The 19,867-nt window shown below is 65.2% G+C and carries 15 protein-coding genes and 2 tRNA genes; 7 read left to right on the forward strand and 10 right to left on the reverse strand.

Annotated elements, in window-relative coordinates; all coding sequences use genetic code 11:
- Nucleotides 1-52 precede the first annotated feature (52 nt).
- The 4 genes from JYK05_RS06270 (at nucleotide 53) to JYK05_RS06285 (ending at nucleotide 2,748) form a co-directional block, all read left to right on the forward strand.
- Nucleotides 53-325 carry an HU family DNA-binding protein gene (locus JYK05_RS06270; RefSeq protein ID WP_175940280.1) on the forward strand — a complete coding sequence of 91 codons (273 nt, stop codon included), beginning with the start codon at nucleotides 53-55 and terminating at the stop codon, nucleotides 323-325.
- Between the two features lie 59 nt (nucleotides 326-384).
- Nucleotides 385-460 (forward strand) — tRNA-Val (locus tag JYK05_RS06275).
- A gap of 42 nt (nucleotides 461-502) precedes the next feature.
- A tRNA-Asp gene (locus JYK05_RS06280) sits at nucleotides 503-579 on the forward strand.
- 243 nt (nucleotides 580-822) lie between these two features.
- A complete protein-coding gene (locus JYK05_RS06285; protein ID WP_206468228.1) occupies nucleotides 823-2,748 on the forward strand; it encodes a SurA N-terminal domain-containing protein in 1,926 nt (641 codons plus the stop codon).
- 122 nt (nucleotides 2,749-2,870) lie between these two features.
- On the opposite strand, the gene JYK05_RS06290 is transcribed toward JYK05_RS06285, so the two are convergent.
- Both JYK05_RS06290 and JYK05_RS06295 read right to left on the reverse strand, forming a co-directional pair.
- Entirely contained in the window at nucleotides 2,871-3,212 is a 342-nt protein-coding gene (locus JYK05_RS06290) for a hypothetical protein (protein WP_175940281.1), read from the reverse strand.
- 116 nt (nucleotides 3,213-3,328) lie between these two features.
- The gene (locus tag JYK05_RS06295) at nucleotides 3,329-4,006 is read right to left on the reverse strand and encodes an arylesterase (RefSeq protein WP_206468112.1); all 678 of its coding nucleotides are present in this window, start codon (nucleotides 4,004-4,006) and stop codon (nucleotides 3,329-3,331) included.
- On the opposite strand from JYK05_RS06295, the gene JYK05_RS06300 reads away from it, so the two are divergent.
- Nucleotides 4,005-4,706: an ABC transporter ATP-binding protein gene (locus JYK05_RS06300; RefSeq protein ID WP_175940283.1), complete on the forward strand. Its 702-nt coding sequence runs from the start codon at nucleotides 4,005-4,007 to the stop codon at nucleotides 4,704-4,706. The two genes, JYK05_RS06295 and JYK05_RS06300, sit on opposite strands and share 2 nt — an antisense overlap.
- Nucleotides 4,707-4,758: 52 nt before the next feature.
- On the opposite strand, the gene pgi is transcribed toward JYK05_RS06300, so the two are convergent.
- The 3 genes from pgi to JYK05_RS06315 all read right to left on the reverse strand — a co-directional run bounded on the left by pgi (nucleotide 4,759) and on the right by JYK05_RS06315 (nucleotide 9,546).
- The gene (pgi, locus tag JYK05_RS06305; protein WP_206468113.1) at nucleotides 4,759-6,381 is read right to left on the reverse strand and encodes a glucose-6-phosphate isomerase; all 1,623 of its coding nucleotides are present in this window, start codon (nucleotides 6,379-6,381) and stop codon (nucleotides 4,759-4,761) included.
- 196 nt (nucleotides 6,382-6,577) lie between these two features.
- Nucleotides 6,578-8,131: an NAD(P)H-hydrate dehydratase gene (locus JYK05_RS06310; protein ID WP_206468114.1), complete on the reverse strand. Its 1,554-nt coding sequence runs from the start codon at nucleotides 8,129-8,131 to the stop codon at nucleotides 6,578-6,580.
- Between the two features lie 122 nt (nucleotides 8,132-8,253).
- The gene (locus tag JYK05_RS06315) at nucleotides 8,254-9,546 is read right to left on the reverse strand and encodes an FAD-dependent oxidoreductase (protein WP_206468115.1); all 1,293 of its coding nucleotides are present in this window, start codon (nucleotides 9,544-9,546) and stop codon (nucleotides 8,254-8,256) included.
- 390 nt (nucleotides 9,547-9,936) lie between these two features.
- Here JYK05_RS06315 and purL point away from each other — a divergent pair, with 390 nt between their 5' ends.
- Nucleotides 9,937-13,974, forward strand: coding sequence for a phosphoribosylformylglycinamidine synthase (purL, locus tag JYK05_RS06320; protein WP_206468116.1), 4,038 nt, complete (start codon nucleotides 9,937-9,939; stop codon nucleotides 13,972-13,974).
- Between the two features lie 136 nt (nucleotides 13,975-14,110).
- Here the strand turns inward: purL and JYK05_RS06325 are convergent, their stop codons facing one another.
- The 5 genes from JYK05_RS06325 to JYK05_RS06345 all read right to left on the reverse strand — a co-directional run bounded on the left by JYK05_RS06325 (nucleotide 14,111) and on the right by JYK05_RS06345 (nucleotide 17,954).
- Nucleotides 14,111-14,893 (reverse strand): peptidylprolyl isomerase, encoded by a 783-nt coding sequence (locus JYK05_RS06325; protein WP_206468117.1) that lies wholly within the window; start codon nucleotides 14,891-14,893, stop codon nucleotides 14,111-14,113.
- Between the two features lie 82 nt (nucleotides 14,894-14,975).
- The gene (locus JYK05_RS06330; RefSeq protein WP_206468229.1) at nucleotides 14,976-15,269 is read right to left on the reverse strand and encodes a BolA family transcriptional regulator; all 294 of its coding nucleotides are present in this window, start codon (nucleotides 15,267-15,269) and stop codon (nucleotides 14,976-14,978) included.
- Nucleotides 15,270-15,286: 17 nt separating this feature from the next.
- On the reverse strand, nucleotides 15,287-15,823 hold the full coding sequence (locus tag JYK05_RS06335) for a septation protein A (RefSeq protein WP_175940289.1): 537 nt from the start codon (nucleotides 15,821-15,823) through the stop codon (nucleotides 15,287-15,289).
- Nucleotides 15,824-15,964: 141 nt separating this feature from the next.
- Complete coding sequence (gene msrB, locus JYK05_RS06340) at nucleotides 15,965-16,387, reverse strand: peptide-methionine (R)-S-oxide reductase MsrB (protein WP_175940290.1); 423 nt, start codon at nucleotides 16,385-16,387, stop codon at nucleotides 15,965-15,967.
- A gap of 43 nt (nucleotides 16,388-16,430) precedes the next feature.
- Nucleotides 16,431-17,954, reverse strand: coding sequence for a YdiU family protein (locus JYK05_RS06345; protein WP_241269890.1), 1,524 nt, complete (start codon nucleotides 17,952-17,954; stop codon nucleotides 16,431-16,433).
- Nucleotides 17,955-18,145: 191 nt separating this feature from the next.
- Between JYK05_RS06345 and JYK05_RS06350 the strand changes: the two genes are divergently transcribed.
- A complete protein-coding gene (locus JYK05_RS06350) occupies nucleotides 18,146-19,804 on the forward strand; it encodes a 3-(methylthio)propionyl-CoA ligase (RefSeq protein WP_206468119.1) in 1,659 nt (552 codons plus the stop codon).
- Nucleotides 19,805-19,867 lie beyond the last annotated feature (63 nt).

Genomic DNA, 19,867 nt, shown 5'->3' on the forward strand with positions numbered 1-19,867 from the left:
ACGGCGGACCGAAAAATCGATTACAACGTGCCATTACAGATTTGGGGAAACAATGAACAAGACGGAACTGATCGACCATATCGCGCAGCAAGCCGATATATCCAAGGCAACGGCCGGGCGAGCGCTCGAAGCGGTCATCGACGGCGTGCGGGCGACGCTGGAAAAGGGCGATTCAGTGACGCTCGTCGGCTTCGGCACCTTCGCGGTAGGCGAGCGCGTCGCCCGCACCGGTCGCGATCCGCGCACGGGCGCGGCGATCACCATCGAAGCGGCAAAAATTCCCAAGTTCCGCGCTGGTAAAGCCCTGAAGGATGCGCTAAACTAGCTGACTCGCTGGGAACGGTGCAATTCACCGGTTCTTCTGTTCCAGGCGAACAGAAATCCGGGTGCTTAGCTCAGTTGGTAGAGCGGCGCCCTTACAAGGCGTAGGTCGGGAGTTCGAGCCTCTCAGCACCCACCACTTCCAGCGGCACGCAGTACATTGATGCAGTAGCAGCACCCAGGAGCGGTAGTTCAGTCGGTTAGAATACCGGCCTGTCACGCCGGGGGTCGCGGGTTCGAGTCCCGTCCGCTCCGCCAAGAACGACCGGAAATCCCGCAAGCTTCACGGCTTGCGGGATTTTTATTTTGGCCGCGTCTCGTTAAGTATCCTAATTATTCTCAAGTTGCAGTTGGCGCAACGATTCGGGCGAGGATGGGACATCACGCGTCGATCAAACGAAAGATCACAGCATCAAAAAGCGGAAAACGCCGCCGGCTTTCGCCTTTTCCCCTCCCGCTGTTGTAATATCGAGCGTTTTGTCTAACCTCGCAGCGCAACGCATGCTCGACTTCTTCCGCAACCACCAGCGCCTGATGATGGCCCTGCTGATTCTCATCATCGTGCCCGGACTGGGTATCGTCGGGATTCAGGGCTTCAGCAACTTCTTCGACGAAAGCGCTTACGTCGCCAGCGTGAACGGTCACAAGATCACCCGCGCCGAATACGAAAGCGCCTTCCGGCAGCAGGTCGACCGCGCCCGCGCCATGCTCGGCGCGCAGTTCGATCCCAAAATGTTCGATTCGCCCGAGACGCGCAGCGCGATGGTGAACAGCCTCGTGCAGCAACGCGTCATGGCCGACGAAACCCAGCGCTTGCATCTCACGGCTTCGGACGACGCCGTGCGCCGCGCGCTGCTGTCCGATCCGGGCATTGCGTCGTTGCGCAAGCCGGACGGCACCATCGACCTCGACCGCTACAAGCAGCTTCTCGCGATGCAGGGCATGACACCCGCGCAATACGACGAACGCATGCGCTACACGATTGCGAACGATCAGATTCCGTCGAGCATTCAGCAGAGCGCGTTCACGTCGAAGTCGCTCGCACAGAACCTGACGGAACTGGCCGAACAGCGCCGGTCGGTGCAGGGCCTGTCGCTGCGCAGCGCGGACTACACCGCGAAGGTCCAGCCGACCGACGCGCAACTGCATGCTTACTACGACGCGCATCGCAACGCATTCGCGACGCCCGAGACCGCGACGATCCAGTATCTCGTGCTGTCGCCGGCCACGCTCGCGGCGGCTTCGAAGCCGAGCGACGCCGACCTCAAGAAGTTCTACGACGACAACATCCAGCGTTACCGCACGCAGGGCGAAGTGCGCGCGAGCCACATTCTGATCAACGCGCCGAAGGACGCCAGCGCCGCCGACAAAGCCAAGGCGAAGCAGAAGGCCGAAGCGCTGCTCGCACAAGTGAAGGCGCATCCGGACCAGTTCGCGGATATCGCCAAGAAGAATTCGGATGACCAGGGCTCGGCCGACAAGGGCGGCGATCTCGGTTACTTCGCGCCCGGCCAGATCGCGGGCGGCAAGGCATTCGACGACGCCGCGTTCAGCCTGAAGAAGGGCGAGGTCAGCAACATCGTCGAATCGGACTTCGGCTATCACATCATTCAGGCGACGGATGTGAAGCCCGCCGCGACGAAGCCGTTCGACGAAGTGAAGGACGCCGTCGCGAAGGACTATGCCGCGCAGCAGGGCTCGAAGGGCTTCGCGGACAGCGCGCAGGGCTTCACGGACCTCGTCTACGAGAAAGAGAAGTCGCTTCAGCCCGCCGCCGACAAGTACAAGCTGACGATCCAGACCGCCACGGTGGGACCGAAGCCGAATCCTCAGTTGCCGCCGGACAATCCGCTCAACAACGCGAAGTTCCTCGCCGCCGTGTTCACGCCGGATTCGGTGAAGCAGCACTACAACACGCAGGCGATCGACGTGGGCAACAACACGCTGATCGCGGCTCGCGTGACCGACTACAAGGCGCCGACGGTGCCGGCGTTCGACGCCGTCAAGGATGCGGTGCGCACGAAGGTCGTCGCGGAACAAGCTGCGGCGCTCGCCCACAAGGAAGGCGAAGCCAAGCTCGCCGAATTGCAGAAGTCGAAGTCGGCGGACGGCTTCACGTCGGCCGTCACGGTCTCGCGCAACGACGCGCAAGGCTTGCCGCCTCCCGCGCTCGCAGCGATTTTCAAGGCGGATGCATCGAAACTGCCGGCGTATGTGGGCGTCGATCTGGGCGCGGACGGCTACGCGATTTATCGCGTGAACGGCATCGAGAAGGCCGCTCCGGTCGCAGCGGACCGCCTCGCAGGCGCGCAGCAGCAGATCGCGCAGGTGTATGGGCAGGCCGAAATGGAAGCCTATATCGACTCGCTGAAGGCGCGCTCGAAGGTCAAGCTCAGCGCGGCGCCTGCGCCGTCCGCGAACGAGTAAGCATCTCAAGCGTCGCTCACGAAAAAGCCCCCGCGTCCGAAAGGAGCGGGGGCTTTGTCTTGGCCGTCATCCGCGAATCAGCCGCCTGCGATGTCTCGGCACATCACAGAGCGAACGCGGACTTACAGGCAGCCTTGAATGTCGCCGGTCGCGTCGCTGCCGGCTGCGCCCGAGGCGCGGAAGCCGACCCACGTACCCGAACCGGACCACGACGGACGCACCACGGCCGCTGCGCCGTTAGGCGGCTGCTGGCCCGGAACGAACACGTCGACGGCCTGGTCGTTCGCGAGCGTGTCTTGCGAAATCACCTGCTGCTGCGACTTCGTCGCCCACTGCTGGGAGATGCATTGCGCGACCACCTTCGGCGCCTTCTGGCTCGTGCCGACTTGCTGCACGCCGGCAGGCGGCTGCGCAGCACAGGCAGAGATCGCAACGGTCAATGCGAGCAAGGGGATATGTTTCACGTGACCTCCTTGTAGAGTCGCTCGATGTCGAGCGGGTTATAAGAGTGACGCGAGTCTGATGACAGAATCCTGGCCGCGTTTCGCGTTTTTCCCGCCGCTACCGCGCTTGCGTCCCGCTATTGCGACGCGCTTGCGCCCAGCAAGGGTTTCAACGTCGGCCAGACGTTGTTTAATAGCAAGGGTTGCGCCTGAGCCGTCGGATGAATCTGGTCGGACTGGAACATCGAAGGCTTGTCTTCGATGCCGGCGAGCAGGAACGGCACCAGCGCGACGTGCTTGTCCTTGGCGATGCGCTCATACACCGCGTGGAACTTTTGCGAATAGTCCGGGCCGTAGTTGGGCGGCACATACATGCCGATGAGCAGCACTTTCGCGTGCGCCGCCTGCGACGCGTCGACGATGCCGCGAAGGTTCGCCTCCGTGGTCGCGAGCGGCACGCCGCGCAGCGCATCGTTGGCGCCCAGTTCCACAATAACGACTGCCGGCTTGATACGCGCGAGCACGGCGGTGAGGCGGGCGCGTCCGCCGCTCGTGGTGTCGCCGCTGATGCTCGAATTGGCGACGTTATAATCGAGACGCTCTTTGGCCAGCCGCTCGCGCAGCAGCGCGACCCAGCCGGTGTCGCGCGGCAGGCCGTATTCCGCCGAGAGACTGTCGCCCAGCACGACGATGGCGGGCTTCATTTGCGCCTCGGCAGCTTGAGCATGCGAGAAAGCGGCCGCTGACAACATCATGCTCGCGATCGCTGCCTTCACGAAGCCGCGCGCGCTCCAGTTCTTATTCAAGGTGTCCATGCAAAACAATACTGAGCCGGTCATCGAAGTTCGGGGATTGAGCAAACGGGTGAAGGACGCCACGGGCGAGCTGACGATTCTGGACAACATCGACTTGTCCATCGCGAAGGGTAGCAGCGTGGCGATCGTCGGCGCATCGGGATCGGGCAAGTCGACGTTGCTCGGCTTGCTCGCGGGATTGGACAGCGCGAGCGACGGCTCGGTTCGCCTGCTCGGCAAGGACCTGTCCGCACTGAACGAAGACGAGCGCGCCGCGCTCAGAAGCGGCGCTGTCGGCTTCGTGTTCCAGTCGTTCCAGTTGATGCCGCACCTGACCGCGCTCGAAAACGTCATGCTGCCGCTCGAACTGCGCGCGGAGATGCCGCATGACCAGATCGCGCAGCGCGCGCGCTCGCTGCTCGATCAGGTCGGTCTCTCGCAACGGACCGGGCATTACCCGAAGCTGCTTTCGGGCGGCGAACAACAGCGCGTTGCGCTCGCGCGCGCCTTCGTCACGCATCCTGCCATTCTTTTCGCCGATGAACCCACGGGCAGCCTCGACGCCGCGACCGGTTACGCGATCATCGACCTGATGTTCGAGATGAACGCGCGCAACGGCGCGACGCTCGTGCTCGTCACACACGACACCGAACTCGCGCAACGCTGCGACGCGACCGTAACGATCGAAGCAGGGCGGCTCGTCAACGGTCTCGCGGTCTAGACATGAAAACGCCCGCATCGGCGAAGATGCGGGCGTCTGCACAAACGGCAATTTAGCGCTTGAGCGCCTTGCGCGCGCGTTCGATCAACGCGGACGTCGACGAATCGTGCTTGGCCGGGTCCACGCTCGCTGCCGTGATATCCGCCTCGACGACCTTGCCCAGAATCTTGCCCAGTTCGACGCCCCACTGGTCGAACGAATTGATGTCCCACACCGTTCCCTGCACCAGCACCTTGTGCTCGTAAAGCGCGATCAGCGCGCCGAGCGACTGCGGGGTGAGCGCGTCGAGCAGGATGGTCGTCGTCGGCCGGTTGCCGGGGAAGCTCAGGTGCGTCGCGAGTTCTTCCTTGCCCGGACCGGCGACCTTCTTCGCTTCTTCGAGCGTGCGGCCGAGCATCAGCGCTTCGCTCTGCGCAAAACAGTTCGCAAGCAGCTTCGCGTGATGATCGACGAGCGGGTGTTCCGGCGTCAGCAGCGCGATGAAGTCGATCGGGATGATGGTCGGCCCTTGATGCAGCATCTGGAAGAACGCGTGCTGGCCGTTCGTGCCGGGCTCGCCCCAGATCACCGCGGCGGTCGGGTAGTCGACCATGCCGCCGTCGAGCGTCGCGGACTTGCCGTTGCTTTCCATCTCCAGTTGCTGAAGATACGACGGCAGATAGTGCAGCGCCTGTGAATACGGCGCGACGAGATCGCTTTGCGAGCCGAAGAAGTTGCGATACCAGATGCCGATCATGCCCATCAGCACTGGCAGGTTCTGCGCGAGCGGCGCGGTGCGGAAATGCTGATCCATCGCGTCGGCGCCTTGCAGCAGCGCCTCGAAGTTCTGCGGCCCGACCGACAGCATGATCGACAGTCCGACCGCCGACCACAGCGAATAGCGCCCGCCGACCCAGTCCCACATCTCGAAGACGTTTTCCTTCGCGATGCCGAACTTCACGACCTCGGCCGTATTCGCCGACACGCCGACAAAGTGCTTAGACAGCTGGTCTTCCGGACAGCCCTGTTCGAGGAACCAGTCGCGCATGGAGTGCGCGTTGGTCATGGTTTCGAGCGTGGTGAAGGTCTTCGAGACGACGATGGCGAGCGTCTCTTCCGCGTCGATCTGTTGCAGCACGCTATAGAGATCGGCGCCGTCGACGTTGGAGACGAAGTGCGTATCCAGTTCCTTCGACGCGAGATGATGCAGCGCGTGCACGACCATCTTCGGCCCAAGATCCGAGCCGCCGATGCCGATGTTCACCACATGGCGAATGCGCTTGCCGGTATAGCCGGTCCACGAACCGCCGCGGACTTTGTCGGCGAACGCGGCCATCTTCGCTTTTTCTTTCTGCACCTGTTCGTGGAACGGCGCATCGGGCGACTGCGCGCGCAGCGCCGTGTGCAGCGCGGCGCGGCCTTCGGTGACGTTGACGGTTTCGCCGGCGAACATCGCGTCGCGGCGCTTCGTGACGCCGGCTTCTTCGGCGAGCTGGACGAGCAGTTCGAGCGTGGCGTCGGTGATGCGGTTCTTCGAGAAATCGATCGTGAGGCCGCCGCCTTCGAACGTCAGGCGCTCGGCGCGCGTCGGCGCCGTGTCGTTTTGCGGCGCGAACCAGTCGCGCAAGCGCTCGCCGGAGATGGCATCGTAGTGCGATTGGAGCGCCGACCAGGCAGGGTGCGATTTGAGCGTCATAGCGGTCTGATAGTCCAGAGTGACAGTGGGAAACGTCCGTGCGGATGCGGTTTGCCGAGGCTGCGTACTGCGACCATCGAAGGTTCGTGAACGCGGTGCGTGCCGCCGCGGATGCCCGAATCGAAGCAACGAATCAAAGGGAGTATAGCGACCATGCGTGAATGGATGCTTGCAAGCCGTCACACGCGCCGCGGCGTTAGCCGTTCGGCGGATAAAACAGGCGGTTGATGAGACTGCGTACCTCGGGCGCGAGTTCGCCCGCCGTGAGCCCGGCCGGTCCGATGCCGCGACCGGTCAGCGACTGCGCGGCCAGTCCGTGCAGATAGACGCCCGCGAGCGCCGCTTCGTACTGCGGCAGCTTTTGCGCGAGCAATGCGCCGATCAGGCCGCCGAGCACGTCGCCGGTGCCGCCTGTGGCGAGTCCCGCGTTGCCGGTCGGATTCACGGCGACGCGGCCATCCGGCGACGCGATCACGGTGCCCGATCCTTTCAGCACGACGACAGCTGCGTAGCGCGCCGAAAGCTGGCGCGCTGCGGCAATGCGATCCGCCTGCACGGCTTTCGCGTCGGATTGCAGAAGCCGCGCGGCCTCCAGCGGATGAGGCGTCAGCACGCACGGATCGCCCGCGCGGCCGCGCGCCGCGACTTCGCCCGCGAGCGCGTCGTCAGTCGCGACGAGATTGAGCGCGTCCGCATCGAGGAGCTTGGGCATGTCTAGCTTGAGGACATCGGCGAGCACGCGCTTCGCGCGATCCGTCTTGCCCATGCCGCAGCCGATGGCGAGCGCATCCGTCTTGTCGAGCGCGAAGCCGTCGACGTGATGCAGCATCAGCTCGGGATGCGGCGGGTCGTACGGCGGGCCGCCTTCGCCCAGAAACGCGACGTGGACCTTACCCGCGCCCGCATAGAGCGCCATGCGCGCCGCGAGGATCGGCGCGCCGCACATGCCCGTGTCGCCGCCCACGACGGCCAGCGTGCCGAACGTGCCCTTGTTGGTCGCGAAGTCGCGCGGCGGCAGGCTCGCCCGGAAAAGCGCCGTCGCGTTGAGCAAGATCGCGGGCGCGGCGGGCGGCTCCACGTCCAGCGTCGCGACGTGCAGCGTGCCGCATAGATCGCGGCCGAGCGCGGTGATGAGGCCCGGCTTCGCGCCGATGAACGTGATCGTCGTGTTCGCGCAGAGCGCCTCGCCGCCGCCGACGGGCACGCCGGTATCGCTGTCGAGGCCGCTCGGCACATCGAGCGCGAGCACGCGGCCGGATTGCTGCGCGCGACGCGACATGCGCGCGGCCAGCGTCGCGAAGACGCCGTCGAGCGGGCGCGTGAGTCCGATGCCGAACATGCCGTCGACGAGCCAGCCGAAACCGTCGAAGGACGCGGGCGGTTCGCTTTCGATCGGCACGCCGGCCGCCTGCGCGGCATCGAGCGCCCAGCGGGCGTCGTCGGGCTTGACGGCTATCGGCATGCAAACCTCGACGGCCACGCCCGCGCGGTGCAGATGCTCGGCGACCACGAGCGCATCGCCGCCGTTGTTGCCGGGGCCGGCCGCGATCCACACGGGCAGCGCGCGGGCCTCGGGATCGCGGGAGAGGGCATCGAGCAGATACTGCGCGGCGGCCGCGCCCGCGCGGGCCATCAGCGTGTGCGGCGGCAGCGCGGCGGCGGCTCGCGCTTCGAGACTGCGCAGCTCCGCAAGCGTGAAGAGCGGGAGCGCGTCGTCGTCGGGCGTGAAGTAGGAAGCGGATGCGGTCATGATGGCGCGAACGAAGGGTCGGCAAAGAAGGCAGAAGCGTTCCGGCTCGCACCCTTCATGCCACACCGCGCGGGGCGGGCGACTTGCGCCTCGAAGCGCGTCAGAAGCGCGTCAGACGCGAATCAAAAACGTTCGACGCCGATGGCCGCTAGCGTCTCGGCGGGAAGATCGGGCGCGACACCGGAGACGAGATCCGCGACCACTTTAGCAGACCCGCACGCGAGGCCCCAGCCCGCCGGACCGTGCGCCGCGTTGACGAAAAGACGCGGATGCCGCGTCGCGCCGACGACCGGCAGCCCGTCCGCCGAAAGCAGCCGCAAGCCGTCCCACGAACGCGCAGCCGATACGCGCGCGGCGCCCGGAATCCAGTCGTGCGTGCCTTGGCCGAGCACGTCGAAGGCGCGGCGCGCGAGCCCGGCGCGCGCGGGTTTGTCGGCCTTCGCGAAACTCTGGAAAACGCCCGCGCCGCCGACGCGCAGCCGCTGATGCACCCGCGACATCGTGATGCGCTTCACCGAATCGACCACCGTGATATGCGGCGCGCGTTCCTCGTAGGCGACGGGCGCGGTCAGCGTATGCACGCGCAGCGGATACAGCGAAGGCGTGGAGCGAAAGCCGCCGACGAGCGCGGGCGTATCCGCGCCCGCCGCGACGACGACCGCATCGGCGGATATGACTTCGGCGTCGGCATGGCGCCTCTTGTCGTCCTTCGAGCGAGCAAGTTCGACCGCAGCGCGCCGGTCCTCGAGCCGCAGCGACGCCACTTCGCAATTCATGCGGAACTCGACGCCGGCTTCTTCCAGCAATTGCTTGAGTTGCTTCGTGAAAAGCGGGCAGTTGGCGGTGCGTTCTTCGGGAAGCAGAACGCCGCCTGCGAACGCGGGATCGTCCGGCACGGAGGGCTCCGCCCGCACGCATTCGTCCGGCGCAAGCGGCCGGTGGGGCACGCCAAAGCTCTTCAGAAGTTCGATGGCCGGCTGCGCGTCGTCGAGTTCGCGGGCGTGCCGGAAGACGTGCAGCATGCCGACGCGCTGCTCGTAGTCGAGCTCGAAGCGCGTTTCGATATCGGCAAGCGCGCGCCGCGACAGTTCGACGAGCGGCTGCAGGCGCGCGTACTGCGCCGCGAACGCCTGCGGATCGCGCAGCTCGCCGAGTCGCTTGAGAAAATCGCGCGCGGCGCCGTCGAAGCCGGTTTTCACGATCATGCCGCTTTGCTTCGCGCGGCTCGACGCCATGAATGTCGGCCCGAACCAGACGTCGAGCGGCGAGGGCAGAAGCGCGCCGCCCTGGCCGTACGTCGCGCCTTGCGCGACGGTCGCGTGGCGCTCGATCACAGAGACGCGATGCCCGGCCGCGTGCAACTGATAAGCGGTGGCGATGCCGGCGATTCCTCCGCCGATGACGATGACATCCATGACTTTTTGTGCCCGAGGGCGGGAGAACGCACGCGCGGCGCAGCGCATCGAGCGCCCGGCGAGCCGCGTGTCCTGACGGTAAGACGGCAGGCGCGGCGGCATGCCGCGCCCGAAGAAAGCGCGCCATGATAGCGCCAAATGCGTCGTCCAGGGACGGCCGTTCGGGAACCGCTACTGTGTCAAAAAGCGTGTCACTCAGCCGCGCGACCGAGCCTCAGAATTTCAGGACGACAGGCGCCACCGCGACGGCACTGCCCGGCCGGGCGCGGCCGATTTCGAGATGTATCCGGGTTATAATCGCGGTCTTCACTCCGCCTCACGCCGCTTTCCCGCACTCGGCGCGCCGAGTGCCATCGAGCGGCTCACAGACGTCATCGACGCACCGTCACAATGGCCCATTTCTCGTGTTTCCCCGGCGCTTCGGCCCTCTCCGATTTCCGTCAGGCTCGTCTTCTCGAAACGCTCGCCCGCATCGACGCCAACATCGTCGGCGTGCGCGGACAATTCCTGCATTTCGTCAACGCGTCCGAGCCGCTCAGCGACGAGGACACGAACCGCATCCACGCGCTGATGCACTACGGCACGCCGTTCGCGGACCAGAAAGAGCGCGGCCATGTCGAGACGTTCCTCGTCGTGCCGCGCTTCGGCACGGTGTCGCCGTGGGCGAGCAAGGCGACCGACATCGCGCATCACTGCGGTCTGGCGCAGGTGCGGCGCATCGAGCGCGGCGTCGAGTATTCGGTCGTCATGAAAAGCGGGCTGCTCGGCGGCAAGAAGGCGTTGTCGGACGAGGCGCGCGCGCAGGTCGCGGCCGCGCTGCACGATCGCATGACGGAAAGCGTCGCGGCATCGCGCGATCAGGCGCTGCATCTCTTCGATGAACTGCCCGCGAAGCCGCTGCAGACGGTCGATATCATCGGCACCGGGCGCTCGGCGCTGGAAGCGGCGAACGTCGAACTGGGCCTCGCGCTGGCGGATGACGAGATCGATTATCTGGTGAACGCGTTCCAGAGCCTCGGGCGCAATCCGACCGATGTCGAATTGATGATGTTCGCGCAGGCCAACAGCGAGCACTGCCGCCACAAGATTTTCAACGGTGAGTGGACCATCGACGGCGAGAAGCAGGACATGTCGCTCTTCCAGATGATCCGCAACACCGAGAAGCTGAATCACGAAGGGACAGTCGTCGCGTATTCGGACAACTCGGCGATCATGCGGGGCGGCGTGGCGGAACGCTGGTTCCCGCGCGGCGAGAGCGAGCATTACGAGCGCCACGTCGAGCTGACGCACACGCTGATGAAGGTCGAGACGCACAATCACCCGACCGCCATCTCCCCGTTCGCGGGCGCGGCGACGGGCTCGGGCGGCGAAATCCGCGACGAGGGCGCGACCGGCCGCGGCGCGCGTCCGAAAGCAGGTCTTGCGGGCTTCACGGTGTCGAATCTGGATTTGCCCGATGCCCGTCAAAAGTGGGAAAACGCCCGCGACAGCGCCACGCCGCCGTCCGCGCGCAATCCCGCCGACACGCACGAGCCGTATGGCCGCCCGAACCGCATCGCTTCGCCGTTGCAGATCATGATCGACGGCCCGATCGGCGCGGCTGCGTTCAACAACGAATTCGGCCGGCCGAATCTCGGCGGCTACTTCCGCGCCTACGAGCAGAACGTCGGCGGCCGGGTGCGCGGCTATCACAAGCCGATCATGATCGCGGGCGGCATCGGCAATATCTCGGACCAGCACACGCACAAGCACGACTTGCCGGCCGGCACGCTCCTGATCCAGATCGGCGGACCGGGCATGCGCATCGGCATGGGCGGCGGCGCGGCTTCGTCGATGGCCACGGGCGCGAACACCGCCGAGCTCGACTTCGATTCCGTGCAGCGCGGCAATCCCGAAATCCAGCGCCGGGCGCAGGAAGTCATCAATGCGTGCTGGCAGATGGGCGAGCGCAACCCGATTCTGTCGATTCACGACGTCGGCGCGGGCGGCATCTCGAATGCGTTCCCCGAACTCGTCGACGGCGCGGGCAAGGGCGCGCGCTTTGAACTGCGCAAGGTGCAACTCGAAGAAAGCGGCCTGTCGCCGCGCGAAATCTGGTCAAACGAGGCGCAAGAGCGTTACGTGCTGGCCATCGCGCCCGCCGATCTGCCCGCGTTCGAAGCCATCTGCGCGCGCGAGCGTTGCCCGGTCGCGGTCGTCGGCGTCGCGACGGAAGAGCGTCAACTGAAGCTGATCGACGACGAGAATGAAGGCCAGCAGCCCGTCGACATGCCGATGGACGTGCTGCTCGGCAAGCCGCCGAAGATGCATCGCGACGTGAAGCGCGAGCGCGCGCAGTTCGAGCCGGTCGATGTCACCGGCCTCGCGCTATCGGAAGTCGCGCTCGACGTGCTGAAGCATCCGACGGTGGCGAGCAAGTCGTTCCTGATCACCATCGGCGACCGCTCGGTGGGCGGCACGACCGCGCGCGACCAGTTCGTGGGTCCGTGGCAGGTGCCCGTCGCCGACTGCGCGATCACGACGATGGACTACGCGGGCTTTCGCGGCGAAGCCATGACGATGGCCGAGCGCACGCCGCTCGCCGTCATCGACGCGCCGGCTTCCGGCCGCATGGCCGTCGGCGAAGCGGTGACCAACATCGCGTCCGCGCCGATCGAATCGTTGAACAAACTGAAGCTCTCCGCCAACTGGATGGCCGCGTGCGGCAGTCCGGGCGAAGACGCCGCGCTCTATGCGACGGTGAAGGCCATCGGCATGGAACTGTGTCCGGCGCTCGGCATCAGCATTCCGGTCGGCAAGGATTCGCTGTCGATGCGCACCAAATGGCAGGACGCGCGCGGCGCTCAGAAGGAAGTGGTGTCGCCGGTGTCGCTCATCATCTCGGCGTTCGCGCCGGTCCAAGACGTGCGCCGGCATCTGACGCCGCAGCTCGTCGCCGATACGAACACCGTGCTCATCGCGATCGATCTCGGGCGCGGGCGCAATCGCCTCGGCGGCAGCATTCTCGCGCAAGTCACGCAGCAGGTCGGCGACGCCGTGCCCGACGTGGACGACGCCGAAGACCTGAAGCGCTTCTTCGCCGCCATTCAGTCGCTCAATGCAGACGGCAAGCTGCTCGCGTACCACGACCGCTCCGACGGCGGTCTCTGGGCGACGGTCTGCGAGATGGCATTCGCCGGGCACGTGGGCGTGTCGCTGAACGTGGACATGCTGACGCTCGACGCCGAGCACGAATCCGACTACGGCGACGCCAAGGACTGGGCGAAGCAGACGAGCGGCCGCCGCGACGACCGCACCGTTCGCGCGCTCTTCGCCGAGGAACTGGGCGCGGTCGTGCAGGTGCGGGCAGCGGACCGCGACGCGGTGCTCGCCGCGCTGCGCGAACATGGCTTGTCGGCGTGCTCGCACGTGATCGGCAAGCCGAACGAGCGCGATGCCGTCGAGATTTATCGCGACGCGAAGAAGATCTTCGATGCGCCGCGCGTCGAACTGCATCGCGCGTGGAGCGAGGTGAGCTGGCGCATCGCGCGTCTGCGTGACAACCCGGCCTGCGCGGACGCGGAATACGACGCGCTGCTCGACGCGAGCGATCCGGGCCTCTCGCCGGTGCTCACGTTCGATCCGGCGGAAGACGTGGCCGCGCCGTTTATCGCGACGAACAAGCGCCCGCGCGTGGCGATTCTGCGCGAGCAGGGCGTGAACTCGCATCTGGAGACGGCTTACGCGTTCGACCGTGCCGGCTTCGACGCGCACGACGTGCACATGAGCGATCTGCTCGAAGGCCGCGCGACGCTCGCCGATTTCGCGGGCGTCGTGGCGTGCGGCGGCTTCTCGTATGGCGACGTCCTCGGCGCGGGCGAGGGCTGGGCGAAGACCATTCGCTTCAATCCGCGCCTCGCGGACATGTTCGCGGCGTTCTTCGCGCGTCAGGACACGTTCGCGCTCGGCATCTGCAACGGCTGCCAGATGATGTCGAGCCTCGCGTCGATCATCCCGGGCGCGGAAAGCTGGCCGAAGTTCACGCGCAACAAGTCCGAGCAGTTCGAGGCGCGCTTCTCGCTGGTGGAAGTGCAGAGCTCGCCGTCCATCTTCTTCGCCGGCATGGAAGGCTCGCGCATTCCGGTGGCGGTCGCGCACGGCGAAGGCTTCGCGGACTTCTCGCAACAGGGCGATGCCGCGAGCGCGCTCGTCGCGATGCGTTACGTCGATCATCGCGGCAACGCGACGGAGCAGTATCCGTTCAACCCGAACGGATCGCCGCAGGGCATCACGTCCGTCACGACGCCGGATGGCCGCTTCACGGTGCTGATGCCGCACATGGAGCGCGTGCATCGCAATGTGCAGATGAGCTGGACGCCCGCCGACTGGACCACCGACGCGAGCCCGTGGCTGCGCGCGTTCCAGAATGCGCGGCGCTTCCTCGGCTGATTGCGCGTAACCGCAGAGCAACGCCCCGGAGCCTCGGCTGCCGGGGCGTTTTTTTGCGCTACGCGGCTTCAAAAGCAACAAAGCCGCCCGAGGGCGGCTTTGTCGTACATCCCGCGAGATCGCGGCAAAAAAGCGCTTATTTGATGACCGCTTTCTTGCGCAGATCCTCTTCGAACGCCTGCAGCTTTTCCTGCTGCATCTGCTGCGCGATCTGCGCCTTGACCTGATCGAACGGCGGCGGCGCGATTTCGCGGCTGTCGTCGAGGCGGATGATGTGCCAGCCGAACTGCGTCTTGACCGGCGCGGCCGTGACTTCGCCCTTCTTCAGCTTTTCGGCCGCTGCGCCGAATTCCGGCACGTACGCCGACGGCGACGACCAGTCGAGATCGCCGCCGTTCTTGCCCGATCCCGGATCCTTCGAATACTGCTTCGCGAGATCTTCGAAGCTCGCGCCGCCCTTGATCTTCGCGATCAGGTCTTTGGCCTGCGCCTCGTTCTCGACGAGGATGTGATGCAGATGCAGTTCCTTGCCGCCGCCTTGCTGCTTCACGAGCTGGTCGTAACGCGCCTTGATCTCGGCGTCGGTCGGCTTGTTCTTCGCGAGGTAGTCTTCGATCATCGCGCGCAGCACGACGGTCTGCTGCGCGACGGCCAGTTGCGCCTTCACGTCCGGGCGGTTGGCCACGCCTTCGCGGGCGGCTTCCTGCATCAGGATTTCACGGTTGATCAGTTCTTCGCGCACGGCCTGTTGCAGTTGCGGCGAATCCTGCTGACCCTGCTGGACGAGTTGCTTCACGAGCGCATCGGCGCGCGCCGTGGGAATCGGCGTGCCGTTCACGACGGCGATGTTCTGCGCAAACGCGGGAGCCGCCGCGAACGCAGCCAGCAACACCCAGACACGGGTTTTTTTCAAAGTCATCGGAGGTTCCTAACTGAACGAACAGACTGAACAAACAGACGCCTTAAAAGGCGGGCTTAGCGAGATCGGGCCGAACCGCGATTTATTCGAATTGTTCTGCGAACTCTTGCGGCGTATAAGCCCGGATGGCGAGCGCGTGCACGCCGCGCCGCATTTCTTCGGCCAGCGCATCATACACCAGCCGATGCCGCGCCACGCGCGCCTTGCCGGCAAAGCGTTCCGCGACGATCGTCACCGTGTAGTGACTGCCCGACGCCGCGCCGGCGTGGCCCGCGTGCGCGGCGCTGTCGTCCTCGATATGGACGGACTGCGGATCGAGCGCGGCGTTCAGGCGCGCTTCGAGATGCGCGATCTTGTCCTGCGCGCTGGCGGCCATGAAATCGAACGGAGCGGTCACTGGTTGTCCTCCTTCATGTACTTCGCAAGCCAGAAACTCTGCGCGACGATGAACAGCACGAGGCAGCCGGTCGCGCCGAAGAGCTTGAAGTTGACCCACTGGTCGGTCGTGAAGTGATAGGCGACGAAGAGATTCACGATGCCGAGCAGCGCGAAGAACACCGCCCACGCGATATTCAGCTGTCCCCACACGCGATGCGGCAGTACGATCTGCTTGCCCATCATCGCTTCGATCAGGTTCTTTCTGAAGCCGACTTGCGCGACGATCAGCGCGAACGCGAACAGCCAGTAGAGGGCAGTGGGCTTCCACTTGATGAACGTGTCGTTATGCAGGACGAGCGTCGCGCCGCCGAACACGACGACGACGCCGAGGCTCACCCACAACATCGGATCGACCTTGCGGTGCCGGAACGCGACCCACGCGATCTGCACGAGCGTCGCCGCAATCGCGACGGCCGTCGCCGTATAGATGCCCCATATCTTGAAAGCGACGAAAAAGAGGATGATCGGAAACAGATCGAACAGGAATTTCATTGGCGTTTCGGAGATGAGGCGAATGGTGCGATGCGGGGCGCGATGACGCTAAACGAACGCCCGCTCGGGAGAGCGGGCGCGGGTCGGGCGTCGGCCACGAGCGAGTGTGCAAGGCCCGTGTCCGTTCAAGGCTGAACCCGGTTACTTGGGTTCGAATTGTAGCGCAGCCGAATTGATGCAATACCGCAGGCCGGTCGGCGCGGGGCCGTCCTCGAACACATGGCCGAGATGCGCGCCGCAGTTCTTGCACTGCACTTCGATGCGCAGCATGCCGTGCGAGCGGTCGGTCTTTTCCTGGATCACTTCGCCGTTGATCGGCTTGAAGTAGCTCGGCCAGCCGCAGCCGGCGTCGAACTTGGTGTCGGATTCGAAGAGCGGCGTGCCGCAACACACGCAGTCGTACACGCCGCGCTCGAAGTGATCCCAGTACTCGCCGGTGAACGGGCGTTCGGTCGCCGCGTGGCGCGTGACCTGATATTGCATCTCGTTGAGTTCGCGGCGATAGACCGCGTCGTCCTTCTGCAGCGGATGCTCGGTGGCGCCGGGGGTGTCGTCTCGGTTCATGGTCTTCCTTTCGTTGCTCTGGGCTGTGTAGTTGGGGGCGGGCTCAGGAAGAACAACTCACTTCCAGATCGCTCGCCCAGTCCGGCGGCAGGCCGGCGTAAGCCTCGTTTTCGGGTTGCTCGTCGAACGGGCGGCGCAGCACGTCGAGCAGGCGCGCGACTTCCGAGAAATCTTTCTCGCTCGCCTGCCGGATGGCTTGCTCGGCGAGATGATTGCGCAGCACGAACTTCGGATTCACGCGATTCATCGCCGCGGCGCGGGCCGCGTCGTCGCGCGGTTCGTGCGCGAGGCGCTCGCGATACTGCACGGCCCAGGCGTCGAACGCCGCGCGATCGAGAAAGAGATCGCGCACGGGCGCGTCGCCGGATGCATCCGCTTTTGCGAGCTTCGACAGATTGCGGAACGTCAGCGTGAAGTCCGCGCGATTCGAATGCATGATTTCCAGCAGGCCGTTGGCGAGCTTGTCGTCGCCTTCGCGCGCGGTTTCGAGACCGAGCTTTGCGCGCATCTTGTCTTCGAGCGCGGGGCCGAAGTACGTCTTGTAGCGCTCGAGCACCTTCTGCGCTTCCTCGACCACGCGTTCCGCGCGGCCTTCTTCCGGCAGCTTCGCGCCGAAGAGCGGCACGAGCGCCTGCGCGAGACAGAACAGGTTCCAGTAGCCGACCTGCGGCTGCCGGCTATACGAATAGCGGCCTTGCGTGTCCGAGTGATTGCAGATGTGATGCGCGTTGAAGCCGTCCATGAAGCCGAACGGACCGTAGTCGATGGTGAGGCCAAGAATCGACATGTTGTCGGTATTCATCACGCCGTGGCAGAAGCCCACGCCTTGCCATTGCGCCATGAGCTCCGCCGTGCGTCGCACGACTTCATCGAGCAGCGCGAGATACGGATCGTCGGCGTCGCGGCACTGCGGATAGAAACGCTCGATGACGTGATCGGCCAGCGTCTTCAGATCGTCCACACGCTCGTTCGCATAGAAGTGCTCGAAGTTGCCGAAGCGCACGAAGCTCGGCGCGATGCGCGTGGCGATCGCCGCCGTCTCGATGGTCTCGCGGCGCACCGGCAAGTCGGAGCCGATGACGCCGAGCGCGCGCGTCGTCGGAATGCCGAGATGATGCATCGCCTCCGAGCACAGAAATTCGCGAATGGACGAGCGCAGCACCGCGCGGCCATCGCCCATGCGCGAATACGGCGTGCGGCCCGCGCCTTTCAGCTGCACTTCGAGACGCGCGCCGGCGCGCTCGACTTCGCCGAGCGTGAGCGCGCGGCCATCGCCCAATTGACCGGCCCACACGCCGAACTGATGCCCCGAGTAGACCGCGGCATAGGGCAGCGCCTCGGGCGGCCATTCACGCGTGGGATTGCCCGCGAAGTACGCGGCGAACGCCGCCGGTTCTTCCTCTGCGATGCGCGCGTCGAAGCCGAGCAGTTCGGCCGCCTCGCGCGACACGGCGACGACGTACGGATCGGGAACAGGTGTGGCGGGAAGGCGGGTGAGAAACGCGGGACCGAGCGAGGCGAACGAGCCGGGACGGTTGCTCTGGATCGACTCGGCAACTTCTTGCATCGACTGCGCGTAGAAATCGCGTTCATCGGCTGCGCCGGTCGTTGCGCGCACGGCATTGCTTGGGGAAAACGACATGTTGAGCGCCTCTGAGTTAAACGATATTGTAATTCCGCGCCCGCGGGCCTGCAGGGCGGCACTCGGGCAGCTGTCGGACCATCTTTCGGACCATCCACTCGTCGAGGACTTCACACATGGCGTCGCCGCTTTACGGTCAGATGATGGACATTCCGCTGCTCGCGTCGTCATTGCTCTCGCATGCGGCGCGCCACTTCGGCGATACGGAGATCGTGTCGAAGCGCATCGAGGGCGACATTCATCGCTACACGTATCGCGATTGCGAGAAGCGCGCGAAGCAACTCGCTCAGGCGCTCGCCGCGCTCGGCGTCGGGCAGGGCGAGCGCATCGGCACGCTCGCGTGGAACGGCTATCGGCATCTGGAGTGCTATTACGGCGTGAGCGGCATGGGCGCCGTGTGCCACACCATCAATCCGCGGCTCTTCCCGGATCAGATCGCGTTCATCATCGATCACGCCGACGATTCATACGTCTTCTTCGACATGACGTTCGGGCCGCTCGTCGAACGCATCGCGCAGCATTGTCCGAATGTGAAGGGCTGGATCGCGCTCGGCGATGCATCGTGCATCGCCGAACATCTCGGCGACATGAGCGTGCCTGTGATGAGCTACGAAAGCCTGATCGCTCCAAAGGACGGCGTGTTCGAGTGGCCGGTGCTGGACGAACGGCAGGCCTCGTTTCTCTGCTACACGTCGGGCACGACAGGCAATCCGAAGGGCGCGCTGTATTCGCATCGCTCGACCGTGCTGCATGCGTATGCCGCCGCGCTGCCCGATGCGATGGGCGCTTCGTCGAGCGATGCGATTCTTCCCGTCGTGCCGATGTTTCACGTCAATGCCTGGGGCATTCCGCACGCCGGGCCGCTCGTCGGCGCGAAGCTCGTGTTTCCGGGCAAAGACCTCGACGGCAAGTCGCTCTATGAACTGATGGAAGCGGAAGGCGTCACGTATTCGGCGGGCGTGCCGACGGTTTGGCTCGGACTCCTGAATTATATGAAGCAGGCGGACAAGCGCTTCACGACGCTCAAGCGCACCGTGATAGGCGGCTCCGCGTGTCCGCCCGCGATGCTGCGCACGTTCGAAGAAGAATACGGCGTCGAAGTGGTTCATGCATGGGGCATGACGGAGATGTCGCCGCTCGGCACGCTCGCGCGCCTCTCGTTCCGCCAGAAGCAACGCACGCCGGAGGAGCAACGCGCATCGCGCGAAAAGCAGGGGCATGCGCTTTTCGGCGTGGACATGAAAGTGGTCGGCGACGACGGCCGCGAACTGCCGTGGGACGGCCAGTCGTTCGGCGATCTCTACGTGCGCGGGCCGTGGGTCATCGACCGCTATTACCGCCGCGACGAATCCCCGCTCGTCGACGGCTGGTTCCCGACCGGCGACGTCGCGACCATCGACGCCGACGGCTTCATGCACATTACCGACCGCAGCAAGGACGTGATCAAGTCGGGCGGCGAATGGATCAGCTCGATCGATCTGGAGAACATCGCGATGTCGCATCCGCAAGTGGCGGAGGCCGCGTGTATCGCGTGTTCGCATCCGAAGTGGACCGAGCGGCCGATGATCGTCGCCGTGCTGCGCCCGGGGGCGACGCTCACGCGCGACGAATTGCTCGCGTACTACGAAGGCAAGGTCGCGAAGTGGTGGATCCCGGACGACGTCGTGTTCGCCGACGAGTTGCCGCATACCGCCACGGGCAAGCTGCAAAAGGTGCGGCTGCGCGAGCAGTACCGCGATCATGTGCTGCCGGTCGCGGAAGAAAAAGCGGTCTGATACGCCTGCGCCGCAGCGCGTCCCCGCTTGAAGCGCATGCGGGCACAGCCGAATTGCACGGTC

The organism is Caballeronia sp. M1242 (assembly GCF_017220215.1).
Classification (GTDB): domain Bacteria; phylum Pseudomonadota; class Gammaproteobacteria; order Burkholderiales; family Burkholderiaceae; genus Caballeronia.

Excerpts from the sequence above, each read along its gene's own strand:
- JYK05_RS06300 (WP_175940283.1), top strand. The coding sequence starts at position 4,005 with ATGCAAAACAATACTGAGCCGGTCATCGAAGTTCGGGGATTGAGCAAA.
- JYK05_RS06315 (WP_206468115.1), bottom strand. The coding sequence starts at position 9,546 with ATGGATGTCATCGTCATCGGCGGAGGAATCGCCGGCATCGCCACCGCT.
- msrB (WP_175940290.1), bottom strand. The coding sequence starts at position 16,387 with ATGAACCGAGACGACACCCCCGGCGCCACCGAGCATCCGCTGCAGAAG.
- JYK05_RS06350 (WP_206468119.1), top strand. The coding sequence starts at position 18,146 with ATGGCGTCGCCGCTTTACGGTCAGATGATGGACATTCCGCTGCTCGCG.
- JYK05_RS06270 (WP_175940280.1), top strand. The coding sequence starts at position 53 with ATGAACAAGACGGAACTGATCGACCATATCGCGCAGCAAGCCGATATA.
- purL (WP_206468116.1), top strand. The coding sequence starts at position 9,937 with ATGGCCCATTTCTCGTGTTTCCCCGGCGCTTCGGCCCTCTCCGATTTC.
- JYK05_RS06285 (WP_206468228.1), top strand. The coding sequence starts at position 823 with ATGCTCGACTTCTTCCGCAACCACCAGCGCCTGATGATGGCCCTGCTG.
- JYK05_RS06335 (WP_175940289.1), bottom strand. The coding sequence starts at position 15,823 with ATGAAATTCCTGTTCGATCTGTTTCCGATCATCCTCTTTTTCGTCGCT.
- JYK05_RS06325 (WP_206468117.1), bottom strand. The coding sequence starts at position 14,893 with ATGACTTTGAAAAAAACCCGTGTCTGGGTGTTGCTGGCTGCGTTCGCG.
- JYK05_RS06295 (WP_206468112.1), bottom strand. The coding sequence starts at position 4,006 with ATGGACACCTTGAATAAGAACTGGAGCGCGCGCGGCTTCGTGAAGGCA.
- JYK05_RS06330 (WP_206468229.1), bottom strand. The coding sequence starts at position 15,269 with ATGGCCGCCAGCGCGCAGGACAAGATCGCGCATCTCGAAGCGCGCCTG.
- pgi (WP_206468113.1), bottom strand. The coding sequence starts at position 6,381 with ATGACGCTCAAATCGCACCCTGCCTGGTCGGCGCTCCAATCGCACTAC.
- JYK05_RS06345 (WP_241269890.1), bottom strand. The coding sequence starts at position 17,954 with ATGCAAGAAGTTGCCGAGTCGATCCAGAGCAACCGTCCCGGCTCGTTC.
- JYK05_RS06310 (WP_206468114.1), bottom strand. The coding sequence starts at position 8,131 with ATGACCGCATCCGCTTCCTACTTCACGCCCGACGACGACGCGCTCCCG.